This window comes from Marinovum sp. E3 (assembly GCF_055755275.1).
Window position 1 is genome coordinate 2,452,856 of the sequence record NZ_CM146908.1, and the last position, 14,325, is coordinate 2,467,180.

The 14,325-nt window shown below is 63.4% G+C and carries 12 protein-coding genes; 2 read left to right on the top strand and 10 right to left on the bottom strand.

The genetic code is table 11. The features are described 5' to 3' along the window. Nucleotides 1-63: 63 nt before the first annotated feature. The 6 genes from rpoD to AC0J5K_RS11975 all read right to left on the bottom strand — a co-directional run bounded on the left by rpoD (nucleotide 64) and on the right by AC0J5K_RS11975 (nucleotide 5,748). Nucleotides 64-2,046 carry an RNA polymerase sigma factor RpoD gene (gene rpoD, locus AC0J5K_RS11950; protein ID WP_048530556.1) on the bottom strand — a complete coding sequence of 661 codons (1,983 nt, stop codon included), beginning with the start codon at nucleotides 2,044-2,046 and terminating at the stop codon, nucleotides 64-66. A gap of 114 nt (nucleotides 2,047-2,160) precedes the next feature. Further along, nucleotides 2,161-4,128: a DNA primase gene (gene dnaG / locus AC0J5K_RS11955; protein ID WP_074835376.1), complete on the bottom strand. Its 1,968-nt coding sequence runs from the start codon at nucleotides 4,126-4,128 to the stop codon at nucleotides 2,161-2,163. Between the two features lie 46 nt (nucleotides 4,129-4,174). Further along, entirely contained in the window at nucleotides 4,175-4,465 is a 291-nt protein-coding gene (locus AC0J5K_RS11960) for a hypothetical protein (protein WP_274562617.1), read from the bottom strand. A 91-nt stretch (nucleotides 4,466-4,556) separates the two neighbouring features. Next, the gene (locus AC0J5K_RS11965; protein ID WP_274562615.1) at nucleotides 4,557-4,979 is read right to left on the bottom strand and encodes an NUDIX hydrolase; all 423 of its coding nucleotides are present in this window, start codon (nucleotides 4,977-4,979) and stop codon (nucleotides 4,557-4,559) included. Nucleotides 4,980-4,982: 3 nt separating this feature from the next. Beyond that, nucleotides 4,983-5,351 (bottom strand): hypothetical protein, encoded by a 369-nt coding sequence (locus tag AC0J5K_RS11970; RefSeq protein ID WP_048530549.1) that lies wholly within the window; start codon nucleotides 5,349-5,351, stop codon nucleotides 4,983-4,985. A gap of 82 nt (nucleotides 5,352-5,433) precedes the next feature. Beyond that, the gene (locus AC0J5K_RS11975) at nucleotides 5,434-5,748 is read right to left on the bottom strand and encodes an arsenate reductase family protein (RefSeq protein ID WP_274562613.1); all 315 of its coding nucleotides are present in this window, start codon (nucleotides 5,746-5,748) and stop codon (nucleotides 5,434-5,436) included. 227 nt (nucleotides 5,749-5,975) lie between these two features. Here AC0J5K_RS11975 and AC0J5K_RS11980 point away from each other — a divergent pair, with 227 nt between their 5' ends. Continuing rightward, complete coding sequence (locus AC0J5K_RS11980) at nucleotides 5,976-6,182, top strand: cold-shock protein (RefSeq protein ID WP_048530545.1); 207 nt, start codon at nucleotides 5,976-5,978, stop codon at nucleotides 6,180-6,182. Nucleotides 6,183-6,272: 90 nt separating this feature from the next. Here the strand turns inward: AC0J5K_RS11980 and AC0J5K_RS11985 are convergent, their stop codons facing one another. After that, entirely contained in the window at nucleotides 6,273-7,178 is a 906-nt protein-coding gene (locus AC0J5K_RS11985) for a LysR family transcriptional regulator (protein WP_048530543.1), read from the bottom strand. A gap of 96 nt (nucleotides 7,179-7,274) precedes the next feature. Between AC0J5K_RS11985 and metF the strand changes: the two genes are divergently transcribed. Further along, a complete protein-coding gene (gene metF, locus AC0J5K_RS11990; protein WP_274562606.1) occupies nucleotides 7,275-8,141 on the top strand; it encodes a methylenetetrahydrofolate reductase [NAD(P)H] in 867 nt (288 codons plus the stop codon). A 158-nt stretch (nucleotides 8,142-8,299) separates the two neighbouring features. Here metF and lpdA read toward each other — a convergent pair whose 3' ends face one another. The 3 genes from lpdA to aceE are packed head-to-tail and all read right to left on the bottom strand — an operon-like array spanning nucleotide 8,300 to nucleotide 14,029. Then, nucleotides 8,300-10,057: a dihydrolipoyl dehydrogenase gene (gene lpdA, locus AC0J5K_RS11995; RefSeq protein ID WP_048530540.1), complete on the bottom strand. Its 1,758-nt coding sequence runs from the start codon at nucleotides 10,055-10,057 to the stop codon at nucleotides 8,300-8,302. Nucleotides 10,058-10,069: 12 nt separating this feature from the next. Then, a complete protein-coding gene (aceF, locus tag AC0J5K_RS12000; RefSeq protein WP_048530538.1) occupies nucleotides 10,070-11,353 on the bottom strand; it encodes a dihydrolipoyllysine-residue acetyltransferase in 1,284 nt (427 codons plus the stop codon). A gap of 21 nt (nucleotides 11,354-11,374) precedes the next feature. After that, nucleotides 11,375-14,029 (bottom strand): pyruvate dehydrogenase (acetyl-transferring), homodimeric type, encoded by a 2,655-nt coding sequence (aceE, locus tag AC0J5K_RS12005; RefSeq protein WP_274564465.1) that lies wholly within the window; start codon nucleotides 14,027-14,029, stop codon nucleotides 11,375-11,377. Nucleotides 14,030-14,325: the final 296 nt, after the last annotated feature.

A 14,325-nucleotide genomic window follows, 5' to 3' on the forward strand; every position in this document is an offset into this window, starting at 1 on the left:
GGTGCGCGGTGGATTTGCACCGGGGAAACGGGGCGCACGGCGGAACCGTGCAGCCCGCGGGGGTTACTGATCGAGGAACGAACGCAACTTGCGCGACCGGCTCGGGTGCTTGAGCTTGCGCAGCGCTTTCGCTTCGATCTGACGGATCCGTTCGCGGGTGACCGAGAACTGCTGGCCGACCTCTTCCAGCGTGTGGTCGGTGTTCATGCCGATGCCAAATCGCATCCGCAGCACCCGTTCCTCGCGCGGCGTCAGCGACGACAGCACGCGGGTGGTGGTTTCCTTCAGGTTCTCCTGAATGGCGCTGTCGAGCGGCAGGACGGCGTTCTTGTCCTCGATGAAGTCGCCAAGCTGGCTGTCTTCCTCGTCGCCGATGGGGGTCTCCAGCGAGATCGGCTCCTTGGCGATCTTCATCACCTTGCGGACCTTTTCGAGCGGCATTTGCAGCTTCTCGGCCAGTTCCTCGGGCGTCGGTTCGCGGCCGATCTCGTGCAGCATCTGGCGGCCGGTGCGCACCAGCTTGTTGATCGTCTCGATCATGTGCACCGGGATACGGATGGTGCGCGCCTGATCGGCGATCGACCGGGTGATCGCCTGACGGATCCACCAGGTGGCGTAGGTCGAGAACTTGTAGCCGCGGCGGTATTCGAACTTGTCGACGGCCTTCATCAGGCCGATGTTGCCTTCCTGAATGAGATCAAGGAATTGCAGCCCGCGGTTGGTGTACTTCTTGGCAATCGAGATCACCAGACGCAGGTTCGCCTCGACCATTTCCTTCTTGGCCTGGCGGGCCTCTTTCTCGCCCTTCTGCACCTGGCCGACGATGCGGCGGAATTCGGGAATGTCGAGACCGACATATTGGCCGACCTGCGCCATTTCGGTGCGGTATTCCTCGACCTTGTCGGCCGAGCGTTCGATGAACATCTGCCAGCCGCGACCGGGCTTTTCGGCCATCCGCTCGAGCCAGGAGGGATCGAGCTCGTAGCCGCGATAGGCCTCGACGAATTCGCGCCGGTTGATGCGCGCCTGGTCGGCCAGTTTCACGATCGAGCTGTCGATCGACATGATCCGGCGGTTGATGCCGTAGAGCTGGTCGATCAGCGCCTCGATCCGGTTGTTGTGCAGGTGCAGCTCGTTGACCAGTTCGACGATCTCGGACCGAAGTTGCTGATAGATCGCCTCTTCATCCGCCGAGAACGTGCCATCTTCGTTCAGCGTGGCGGAAATCCGGCTGTCCTGCATTTCCGACAGGCGGGCGTAATCCTCGGCGATGCGGTCGAGCGTTTCGAGAACCTGCGGCTTGAGCGCGGTTTCCATCGCGGCCAGCGACATGTTGGCCTGCTCGTCCTCGTCCTCGTCGTCGTCCTTGGCGATCGGATTGCCGTCGGCGTCGAGCTCGGGGCCGGTGTCCTTTTTCGGCGCGGTCGCGACATTGGCGGCCTCGACCACCGGCTCCTCGACCCCGCCTTCTTCGTCGAGCTGGCCCGAGAAGGTGGTTTCGAGATCGATCACGTCGCGCAGCAGAATGTCTTCCGAGAGAAGTTCGTCGCGCCAGATGGTGATCGCCTGAAAGGTCAGCGGGCTTTCGCAGAGCCCGGCGATCATGGTCTTGCGGCCGGCCTCGATGCGCTTGGCAATCGCGATCTCACCCTCGCGCGAGAGCAGTTCGACCGAGCCCATTTCGCGCAGGTACATGCGCACCGGGTCGTCGGTCCGGTCCAGCTTTTCGGTGCCGCCGGAAGAGAGCGCAACTTCGCCCGGCTTCTTGGTCTCGACCAGATCGGTCGCGCCCTTGTTGTCGTCTTCCTCGGCGTCTTCGTCTTCTTCGGTGACCTGGATGCCCATCTCCGACAGCATCGACATCACGTCCTCGATCTGGTCGGACGAGACCTGATCGGGCGGCAGCACCGAATTCAGCTGGTCGTAGGTGATATATCCACGCTCGCGCGCTTCGCCGATCATCTTCTTGACCGCCGCCTGGCTCATGTCGAGGGACACGTCTTCTGGGGCGTCGGTCTTCTGATCGTCGGTGTCTTTGGCGGCCATGCGGGGGCTCCTGTTTGCGGCGCGGGTGATTCGCTTATCCGAATCATTAACGAATCTGAGCGATTCGTGCAGCGTTCTACGCCGAATTATCTACAATTTCCTCTCCAAACCGCATCATTTGCGCGGTTTGGCATGCGCGATCTGGTCGAGAAGGGCGTTCAGTCTGTTGCGTTCGTCCCGATTGATTCGCGCGCCATTGGGTCCGGTGTCATATTCCGTGTTGTCTTCCTGCGAGCCCGACGCGGCGCGGTTGCGCGCCTCGGCCGCCTGCCCCAACCGCCATGTCACCGCTTCGTCGGACACGTGACCCAGGTCTTCGGCGGCCTCTTCGATCTCGGCCTGCAATCCGTGATGCGCGGTGAGTTTTGCGAATTCTTCAGCCAATGTCATGCGGGCCAGATCGATATCGCCGGGTTTGCGGATGCACGGGATGATTGCCACATGGCGCATGGCGAGCAGATTTTCAAGGGCATCATGACCCAGGGCATGTTCGATTTCTTCACAAAGCGCCTCGGCGCCACGCTCGGCATGGCGCAGGATCAGATCGCGCAGGCGGGCATGTTCGGGGGTCGCGCAGTCGAGGTTCTCCAGGGCATGTTCGAATTTCTGCACCACCGCCGGGGTGCGGATCGCGGCAGCAAGGATCACCGCCTCGCGCATCGCGGTAAAGGCGGCCTCGTCGGCGGCAGCCAGAAGCGAAGCCTTGGTGCCGGCGCGCGGCGGCTCTGGCGGGGCCCAGCGTTTCTGGCCGGGCTTCCATGGCGGGCGCTTCTGGCCCGGTGCCGGCTTGCGTCGGCCAGCCGAGAACAGCTGCCAGCGCAATTCCTTGATTTCCTGGCCGTAATGGCTTCGGATCGAAGGATCGGTGATCCGGGTGATCTTTTCGCGCAACGCCTTGTCCAGCGCTGCCTTGCGCTCGGGGCTGTCGAGCACCTTGCCTTCGGTTTCGCGCCGCCACAGCAGCTGCACCATCGGCAGCGCCTGATCGAGCAGCGCCTGCACCGCCTTGGCCCCCTTGGCGCGCAGCAGATCGTCAGGATCCTGCCCTTCCGGCATCAGCGCGAACCGCAGCGATTTGCCGGCCTCGAGCAGCGGCAGCGCCAGGTCGATCACCCGATGCGCAGCGCGCAGGCCGGCGGTGTCCCCGTCGAGCGCGATGATCGGCTCGTCCGCCATCCGCCACATCAGCCGCAGCTGCTCTTCGGTCACCGCGGTGCCAAGCGGCGCCACCGCCCCGCCGAAACCGGCCTCGACCAGCGCGATCACATCCATGTAGCCTTCGGCGACAATCAGCGGCAGCCCCTTGCCACAGGCCTCGCGGGCGGGGCCGATGTTGTAGAGGTTGCGGCTCTTGTCGAAGAGCTCGGTTTCCGGCGAGTTCAGGTATTTGGCGTTGTCGTTGGGGTCCATCGCCCGGCCACCAAAGGCAATCGCCCGGCCCCGCGCATCGCGGATCGGAAAGATGATGCGGCCGCGAAAGGTGTCATAAGGCCGCCCGCCCTTCTGGCTGGGCCGCGCCAAGCCGGCGGCAAGGATCAGCTCTTCCGACACATCCTTGGCGCGCAGGTGATCCCAGAGGCCCTGCCAGCTGTCGGGGGCAAAGCCGATCTCGAAGCGTTCGAGGGTGGCCGGTGCCAGTCCGCGCCGGTCGAGGTAGGCGCGCGCCGCCCCCGCCGCCCCGGTGCGCAGTTGCAGCCGGAAGAATTGCACCGCCTGCTCCATCACCTCGCTCAGGACGGTACGGCGGTCGGCCTTCTGCTGAGCCTGCGGGTCGCGGGCGGGCATCGGCAGGCCAGCCTCGCCGGCCAGGATTTCCACCGCCTCCATGAAACCGACATTCTCTGTCTCGCGAACAAAGGAAATCGCGTCGCCCTTGGCGTGGCAGCCAAAGCAATAGTAAAAGCCCTTGCGGTCATCCACATGGAAAGACGCGCTTTTTTCGTGGTGAAAGGGGCAAGGCGCCCACATGTCGCCCTTGCCCTGATTGCTCTTGCGGGCATCCCACATGACCTTGCGGCCGACCACGTCGACAAGCGACAGGCGGGTGCGCAGTTCATCGAGGAATCCGGGGGGCAGGCTCATGGGGTCTTATATTGGCCCTGCCGCGCGAAGAGTCGAGTCCGCCCGGTTACTGTGCCGCGCACTGGGTGGCAAAAGCCTGCCCGGCCTCGGCAGTCAGATGCTCTTCCGGCAGGCCGTTGTAGACCCAATCCGTCAGATGCGGGATGGTACCGACAAACCGTTCCTGATCGCCGGTGTAATCGGCGGCAACGGTCTCCATCGCGGCCTTCATCTCGGTGCCCTCGACCCGTTCGGCGACGATCTTGTCGACGATGCCGCCCATCACCTCGCAGTCGGGATTGGCAGCGAGCGTGGCGCCGGGCAAGAGCGCGAGGCAGGTCACAATCAGATAACGCATGTCAATTCTCCTTCGTTGCCGGGTGAGGTAGTGCATTCGCCGGCGCGGCTCCAGCCCCGCGCCGCGGGATCGGCGAAACCACGCACATCGCTCAACGCTCCAGCGCCCGGCGCAGCACGGTATCGACATCTCGGCTGAGCGGCAGCGCGCCGCGCAACACGTGATCGACGGGGTGCCAGGCGGCCTCGGCGGCATCGTCGCAGGCGGCAAGCGTTCCGACCGGGGTGGCACAGCGCACGGCGACCAGAAGGTAGTGAAAGAGCAGCGTACCCTCGGCGTCATGGCGGATCAGGTCGAGATGGGTGAGGGTTTCCACCGGCGTGGCGCGGAGGCAGGTTTCTTCCAGCAGCTCGCGCGCGGCGGCGGCATGGACGGTTTCGCCCGGTTCCACATGGCCGCCGGGAAACCCCCAGAGCCCGGCGTCGGGCTTGTGCGCGGCGCGGCGTACAAGCAGCACGCTGTCGCCGTCAAGCACCACCGCCAGCGCGCCGATCCTAGGGTAGGACACCGCCATCGGTCAGAAATGCGCCTTGGGTTCGTCGGGTTTGCCGGCGAGCAGCGCCAGCACACCGCCCAGCCCGGTAAAGGCGATCGGAAACATGGTGCCGACGTTGAACCCATAGGCCACATACATCAGCCCGCAGGCCAGCAGCATCAGCACCCCGCCCCAGAGCGCGCGCGCCTTGGCCATGGCCCCGCCGGCAATCGCGAGCAGCGGCGAAAGAACGGCCGCGGCGCGGATCAGCTCGACATTGGAGAACTGCCGCGCCAGCCCCTCGATCTCGCCATAGCGGTCGACGACCTCGGTATAGCCGTAGCTGAAAAACCCGACGATCATGGCGATGATGCCGCCGATCACGCCCAGGGTCGATGCTGCATTGCGCATGGAGTCTCCTGATGTTGCCTGATGTCGAGGTAGGCAATCGCCGCCACGGTTCCAAGCCGGGAATTCGGCGGCGGTCTTCCCCCTAGCCTGCCAGCTCGGACTGAACCTCCTTGGTCCAGCCAAGATACATCCGGTCGCCCTCGACGATCAGCGGCCGTTTCATCAGCGTCGGATGTGTGGCCAGAAGCGTTTCCGGCGGCGCCGAACGCTCTGTTTCGGACAATCCACGCCAGGTGGTGGAACGGGTGTTGATCACTTTTTCGCCGAACTGCCCAATTGCGCGGCGCAGCACCTCGGCCGGCACGCCCTCGGCGCGGACATCAACAAACTCTGCATTCGGCAAGGCTTTCAGCGCCTTGCGGCAGGTGTCACAGGTTTTCAGTCCAAATAGCTGCATCGAGGCCTCCGGGATTTTTCCGCAAATTATCACGCAAGCGCGGCGCGGCCAGTGCTTGTTCTTGATTTTTTACAAAGGCGTGCAATCCTTGCCCCTACGTGACTTTCGACAATCAGGCGATTGGGGGCGGGGTTTCTCGGGCCCGGGGGGCATGAAAGGCGGCTGTGACGGACAAGACCCGGAGGTCTGGACACCTCCGGCAAGGCAAGATTGAAGGAGACGCGGACATGCCGACGGGCACCGTGAAGTGGTTCAACACCACAAAAGGTTATGGATTCATCGAACCGAGCGAAGGCGGCAAGGACGTTTTCGTTCATATTTCAGCCGTGCAGCGGTCCGGTCTGACCGGGCTGGCGGACAATCAGAAGGTGGAATACGCGCTGGAAGATGGCCGCGACGGGCGCCAGATGGCGGCCGATCTCAAGCTGGTTTGATCCTCCAAAAACTGCAAGGAAAGCCCGGCCGGGCTTGAGGGGTCTCTCCTCGGCCTTTTGCCGGGCCTCCTTGCCCAAGGCCCTGTTTTCTCAGGCCGCCTGGAGCCGCGCCGCCTCGGACCGGGCGAGCGCAATCAGTTCCTGCATGTAGGGCTTGTCCACGTCCTCGGAGCGCGTGGCGGCATAAAGCGTGCGGGTCAGTCCGTTTTTCGTCAGCGGCCGGGTGACGTAATCGGAATTGTATTTCACCTCGCGCACCACCCAATCGGGCAGCACCGAAATGCCGCGATTTGACGCCACCAGCAGCAGGATCACCGCCGTCAGCTCGGCCTGGCGCACTGCCGCCGGCTCGACCCGCGCGGGGATCAGCAGCTGGCTGAAAACGTCGAGACGGGTGCGTTCGACCGGATAGGTGATCAGGGTCTGCCCGCGAAAATCCTCGGCGTCGACATAAGATTTCGCCGCCAGCGGGTGATCCTTGGAGGCGACGAAGACCGGCGCATAGTCGAAAAGCTCGGAAAACTCCACATGCGGCAGGCTCTCTGGATCGGAGGAGACCACCAGATCGACCTCTTCCTTCTGCAAGGCCGGCAGCGCATCGAAAGCCAGGCCCGGGCGGATATCGACATCGACATCGGGCCAGGATTTGCGAAAGGCCTCGAGCACCGGAAACAGCCATTCGAAGCAGGCGTGGCATTCGATGGCGATGTGCAGCCGCCCGGATTTGCCATCGCGCAGCCCCGAAAACTCGTCCTGCAACTTCTCGATTTCCGGCAGGATACGCTCGGCCGCACGCAACAGCCGCAGCCCCGCCGCCGAAAGCTTCATCGGCTTCGAGCGCCGCACGAAGAGCTCGACCCCGGCCTGATCCTCGAGCCCCTTGATCTGATGGCTCAGCGCCGATTGCGTGATGTTGAGCTGATCGGCCGCGCGTGCCAGCCCGCCGGCCTCGTGAATGGCCTTGATGGTGCGCAGATGGCGAAACTCGATGTGCATCCTATGGTCCAGCTCATAATGGTGATGAGATTTATGAGTTTGTCTCACATGCGCGCATTTGCGACAAGGAGGAAACTTTGACAGGAATCGTAACCCATGAGTGCTCCCGCCGTATCATTCGAATTCTTCCCGCCGCGTGATCTCGAAGCCTCCTTCCGGCTCTGGGACACGGTTCAGGTGCTGGCCCCGCTGGAACCGCGCTTTGTCTCGGTCACCTATGGTGCCGGTGGCACCACCCGCGAACTGACCCGCGATGCGGTGTCGACGCTGCACAAATCCTCCGGCCTCAAGGTTGCGGCGCATCTCACGTGCGTCGATGCCAGCCGCGAGGAAACCCTTGGCATTGCCGGCGAATTCGCCAAGGCAGGGGTGAATGACATCGTCGCGCTGCGGGGCGATCCGCCGAAAGGCGTCGACCGGTTCGTGCCCCATGCGGAGGGCTTTGCCGACAGCTGCGAGCTGATTGCGGCGCTCAAGGACAGCGGCGATTTCACCATCCGCGTCGGCGCCTATCCCGACCGCCACCCCGAGGCGGCAGATGATCAGGCCGATATCGACTGGCTCAAGCGCAAGCTCGACGCCGGTGCAGACGAGGCGCTCACGCAGTTCTTCTTCGAGGCCGAAACCTTCCTGCGCTTCCGCGACCGCTGTGCGGCCGCCGGCATCACCGCGCCGGTCGTGCCGGGGATCCTGCCGATCGAGAACTGGAAAGGCGTGCGCAAATTCGCCAAGGGCTGCGGCACGCCGGTGCCGGCCTGGCTCGAGGATGCCTTTGACAAAGCCCTGCGGGATGATCGTCAAGATCTTCTGGCCACCGCGCTTTGCACCGAAATGTGCGACACGCTGGTGAGCGAAGGCGTCGACGCGCTGCATTTCTACACGCTGAACCGGCCGGAACTGACCCGCGATGTCTGTTTCGCCCTGGGTGTGACGCCGAAAACCAAGCTGGAAAACGTCGCCTGATCCCCTGCCCGTCCCGGGCCTGACCCGGGACCTCCCCTGCGCATCGCACTCACGTGGCCCCGGATCATGTCCGGGGCGCTTTTCCTTCCAGAGCCGCGTGGCAACAAAAAAGGACCGGGCGCGCAGCCCGGTCCTTTCGCTTTCCTACAGAGGCACGCTCAGTGCTTCTTTTTCTTCTTCGGCGGCATCAGGTCGGTGATCGTGCCTTCGAACATCTCGGCGGCAAAGTTCACCGTCTCGCTGAGCGTCGGGTGCGGGTGGATGGTGTGGCCGAGGTCGACCGCATCCGCCCCCATCTCGATCGCCAGCGCCACCTCGGAGATCAGGTCGCCGGCATTGGTGCCGACGATCAGCCCGCCGATGATCCGGTCGTCCTCGGGATCAAACAGCAGCTTGGTCATGCCTTCGGAGCGCCCGTTCGACAGCGCCTTGCCCGAGGCCGCCCAGGGGAAGACGCCCTTTTCGTATTTCACGCCGCGCGCCTTGGCCTCGGTCTCGGTCATGCCGGCCCAGGCCACTTCCGGGTCGGTATAGGCCACCGAAGGAATGAGCCGGGCGTCGAAATGCCGGTTCTGGCCGGCACAGACCTCGGCCGCGACCTTGCCTTCATGCACTGCCTTGTGCGCCAGCATCGGCTGGCCCACCACATCGCCGATGGCAAAGATGTGGTTCACACCGGTGCGCTGCTGGGCATCGACCGCGATGAAGCCGCGATCATCGACCGCGACACCGGCCTTCTCGGCGTCGATCAGCTTGCCATTGGGCTTGCGCCCCACGGCGACAAGCACCTTGTCGAAAATACCGGCGCTCTCTTCGCCCTTCTCGTTCTCGAAGGTGACCTTCAGCCCGTTCTTCTGGGCTTTCACATCCGTCACCTTGGTCTTGAGCATGATGTTTTCGTAGCGGCCCTCGATCCGCTTGTGCAGCGGTTTGACGATGTCCTTGTCGGCGCCAGGGATGATCTGGTCCATCAGCTCGACGACCGTGATCTTGGAGCCCAGCGCATCGTAGACACAGGCCATCTCCAGACCGATGATGCCGCCGCCCAGAACCAGCATCCGTTTCGGGATATCCTTCAGCTCGAGCGCGCCGGTCGAGTCGATTACCCGCTCGTCGTCATGCGGAATGAACGGCAGGTTCACCGGTTCCGAGCCGGCGGCGATGATGCATTGATCGAACGACACGGTCTTGGTGCCATCGTCGCCTTCGACGGCGATCATGTTGGGGCCGGTGAACTTGCCATAGCCCTGCACCACCTCGACCTTGCGGCCCTTGGAGAGGCCTTTCAGCCCGCCGGTGAGTTGGCCGACCACCTTGTCCTTGAAGGCGCGCAACTCGTCGAGATCGACCTCGGGCTTGGAGAAGGACACGCCATGCGCGCCCATCTCCTCGGCCTCGGTGATCACCTTGGCAACGTGCAAGAGCGCCTTCGACGGGATACAGCCGACGTTCAGGCAGACCCCGCCGAGCGAGGGATATTTCTCGATCATCACCACCTTCTTGCCCAGGTCGGCGGCGCGGAAGGCCGCCGTGTAGCCGCCCGGGCCGGAGCCCAGAACGACCACCTCGGCGTGAATGTCGCCCTTGCCAGAGGCGCTGCCGGTGGCTTCGACGGCCTTGGGGGCGCTGTCTTCGGCGGCGCGCGGCCCCGGCTCGGAGGCCGGGGCGGGCTTGTCCTCCTCGCCATCGGCGCTTTCCAGCACCATGATGACCGACCCTTCGGAGACCTTGTCACCCTCGGCGACCTTGATTTCCGTGACCTTGCCGGCGGCGGGCGACGGCACTTCCATCGTCGCCTTGTCGCTTTCCAGCTCGATCAGCGGGTCCTCTGCGGCGACCGTGTCGCCGACAGAGACCAGAACGGTGAGAACGGGGACGTCGGAGAAATCACCGATATCGGGTACTTTGACTTCCATCTGATTATCTCCTTACCACATCAACTTGCGCATATCGCCAAGCAGCGTCTTGAGCGTCACGCAGAAGCGTGCGGCAAGCGCGCCATCGACCGCACGGTGGTCGTACGACAGCGACAGCGGCTGCATCAGGCGCGGCTTGAACTCCTCGCCGTTCCAGACCGGCGCCATCTTGGACCGGGTAAGGCCGAGAATGGCCACTTCGGGCGCGTTGACAATCGGGGTGAAGGAGGTGCCGCCGATGCCGCCCAGCGACGAGATGGTGAAGGTCGCGCCCTGCATGTCCTTGGACTTCAACTCGCCTTCGCGTGCGGCCTTGGACAGCGACATCAGCTCTTTCGAGATCTCCACCAGCCCCTTGCGGTCGGCGTCCTTGATCACCGGCACCATCAGCCCGTTGGGCGTGTCGGCCGCGAACCCGATGTTGTAGAAATCCTTCTTGATCAGCTTGTCGCCATCGGGATGGATCGACGAATTGAACTCCCAGTGCTGTTTCAGCGCCGAGACGGACGCCTTGATCACGAAGCTGAGCAGCGTGACGCGATAGCCGTCTTCCTTGGCCTGGGTGTCCATCTCCTTGCGGTACTTGTCCAGCTCGGTGATGTCCGCTTCGTCGTTGTGGGTGACATGCGGGATGTTGAGCCAGGAGCGGTGCAGCGCCGGGCCCGAGATCTTCTTGATCCGGCTCATCTCCACATCTTCCACCGGGCCGAACTTCGAGAAGTCGACGGCCGGGATCGGCGGGATGCCCATGCCGCCCTGCGCGCCACCGCTCGCCCCTGCCGGAGCAGCCGCGGTGGTGGATTTGAGATAGTTGGTCACATCCTCGCGCAGGATACGGCCCTTGCGGCCCGAGCCGTTGACCTTGGCCAGATCGATCTCGAGCTGGCGGGCAAAGGCGCGCACCGATGGCGAGGCATGCGCCTTGCCAAAGCCCGCATCGGTGACCGGCGCCGGGGCGGTGGATTGTGCCGGCGTGGCACCGGCGGCGGGTGCGGCGGCCTTCGGCGCCTCTTCGGCCGGCTTGGCCTCTTCCTTGGGCGCGGCCTCGGCCGAACCTGCGTCTTCGCCTTCCAGCACCATGATCAGCGTGCCTTCGGAGACGGTGTCGCCCTCAGAGATCTTGATCTCCTTGACCTTGCCGGCGGCGGGCGACGGCACTTCCATCGTCGCCTTGTCGCTTTCCAGCTCGATCAGCGGGTCTTCTTCGGACACCGTGTCACCGACGGAGACCAGCACGGTAAGGACGGGGACATCGGTGAAATCGCCGATGTCGGGGACGTTTACTTCAATTGCCATATTACTGTTCCTCCTTCCCGCTTACACCAGACGCGGGTTCGGCTTGTCGCCGTCAATTTCGTATCTCTTGAGCGCCTTCTCCACGTCGGCCTTGCTGACCGCGCCTTCGCGGTGCAGATCGACCATGGCCGCGGCGGCGATGTGATTGGCGTCCACTTCGAAGAAGCGCCGCAGATTGACCCGGCTGTCGGAGCGGCCAAAGCCGTCCGTGCCCAGAACGGTATAGCGGTTCGGCACCGCCGCCCGGATCTGCTCGGCAAAGTTCTTCATGTAGTCGGTGGCGACGACGATCGGGCCTTTGGCCTGTGACAGCTGTTTGGTCACAAAGGGCTCTTTCTCGTCAGCCAGCGGGTTCAGCCGGTTGTGACGCATGCAATCCTGCATGTCGCGGGCCAGCTCGTTGAAGCTCGGGGCCGACCAGATGTCGGAGGTCACGCCGAAATCTTCCTTCAGCATTTCCGCCGCCTTCATCACCTGCACGAGGATCGTGCCGGAGCCCATCAGGTTGACGTGCTTCTTGCCCGGTTTCTCGACCTTCGAGAAGCGGTAGAGCCCCTTGATGATGTCCTCCTCGACGCCCATCGGCATGTCGGGGTGGCTGTAGTTCTCGTTCATCAGGGTCAGATAGAAGAACACGTCTTCCTGGTCCTGATACATCCGCTTGAGCCCGTGATGCACGATCACCGCAACCTCGAACTGGAAGGTCGGGTCATAGGTGATGCAGTTCGGAATGGTCGAGGCCAGGATGTGGCTGTGACCGTCCTCGTGCTGGAGCCCCTCGCCGTTCAGCGTGGTGCGCCCGGCAGTACCGCCCAGCATGAAGCCGCGCGCGCGGCTGTCGCCCGCCGCCCAGGCCAGATCGCCGATCCGCTGGAAGCCGAACATCGAGTAGTAGATGTAGAACGGGATCATCGGCACGCCGTGGTTGGAATAGGACGTCGCCGCCGCGATCCAGTCGGCCATGGCGCCGGCCTCGTTGATGCCTTCCTGAAGCACCTGGCCGCTTTCCGATTCCTTGTAATAGGACATCTGGTCGGCGTCCTGCGGCGTGTATTTCTGCCCCAGCGGGTTGTAGATCCCCACCGAGCGGAACAGGCCTTCCATGCCGAAGGTCCGGCTTTCGTCGGGCACGATCGGCACCACATGCTTGCCGATCTGCTTGTCCCGGAGCAGGGTCGTCAGGATCCGCACAAAGGCCATGGTGGTCGAGATTTCGCGCTCGCCGGTGCCTTCGAGCTGGCCCTTGAATTTCTCGATCCCGGGGATTTCCAGCTTGGGCGCATCCGAGGTCCGTTTCGGGAACTCGCCGCCCAGCGCCTTGCGGCGGTCGGCCAGATAGGCCTTTTGCGCGTTGTTCAACGCCACGAAGGGCGCCTTGGCAACGTCTTCGTCGCTGACCGGGATCTTGAAGCGGTCGCGGAAGGCGCGCAGCTGATCCTCGTTCAGCTTCTTCTGCTGGTGGGTGGTGTTCTGGCCTTCGCCGGCCGAGCCCATGCCGTGGCCCTTGACCGTCTTGACCAGCAGGCAGACCGGCTGATCCTTGGTCTCGGTCGCCTTCTTGAAGGCGGTATAGACCTTCTGCGGATCGTGCCCGCCGCGGCGCAGCGCCCAGATCTGATCGTCGGTCCAATCCTCGACCAGCGCCGCCGTCTCGGGGTATTTGCCGAAGAAATGCTTGCGGATGTAGGCGCCGTCCTTCGACTTGAAGGTCTGGTAGTCGCCATCGACGGTTTCGTCCATCAACTGGCGCAGCTTGCCGGTCGTGTCGCGTTCCAGCAGGTCGTCCCAGCCCTTGCCCCAGAGCAGCTTGATCACGTTCCATCCCGAACCGCGGAAGTTGCCTTCGAGCTCCTGCACGATCTTGCCGTTGCCACGCACCGGCCCGTCGAGCCGCTGAAGGTTGCAGTTGACCACGAAAATCAGGTTGTCGAGCTTTTCACGCGCCGCCAGGTGGATCGCGCCAATCGATTCCGGCTCGTCCATCTCGCCATCGCCGAGGAAGCACCAGACCTTGCGGTCGGCCATGTCGATGTGGCCGCGGTTGTGCATGTATTTCATGAACCGCGCCTGATAGATCGCCATCAGCGGGCCGAGGCCCATGCTGACTGTCGGGAACTGCCAGTAATCCGGCATCAGCCAGGGGTGCGGATAAGACGACAGGCCGTTGCCGTTCACCTCGGAGCGGAAGTTTTCCAACTGTTCTTCGCTGATCCGGCCTTCCATGAAGGAGCGGGCATAGATGCCGGGGATCACGTGGCCCTGAAAGAACACCAGGTCGCCGCCGTGGATCGCGGATTTCGAGCGCCAGAAGTGGTTGAGACCGATATCGTACATCGCGGCGGAAGAGGCGAAAGAGGCGATGTGGCCGCCATATTCACTCGACACCTTGTTGCGGCGGACAACCGTGGCCATGGCGTTCCAGCGGTTGATGGTGCGGATGCGCCATTCCATTTCCAGATCGCCGGGAAACTCGTACTGATCGTCCACGGGGATCGTGTTCTGATAAGGCGTCGTGGCGCTGAACGGCAGCGTGGCCCCGGCCGCGCGGGCCTGTTGCACTGCCTTGTCGAGCAGGAAATGCGCCCGGTTGGCACCGTCGCGTTCGATCACGTCCTGGACGGCATCCTGCCATTCCTGGGATTCAATCGGATCGATGTCGGAGGTCTGGTCTGTCATATATCCTCTTCCCTTTTCGCGCGAGCCCTCGCGCTATTGTTTAACACTAAACTACATCTCGCCAGCCTAGTGCCGCCCGGAGCGGCTCAGGATGCTGACGGCCTGCGGACAGGCGCACTCGCAACTGGGGAGGCAATAACACAAGAGAGCGGCGCCCCGTAGTGACCTGGGCGCATAACCTTCATGCATGCAGCGCATGGCGGATAGTTTAAAGCTAAACAATCCGCGACTCGCGCCGTCTCCTCCCTCTCGCTGAGATCAGCGTAACATGCTCACTTAGAATTGCGAATGTTTTG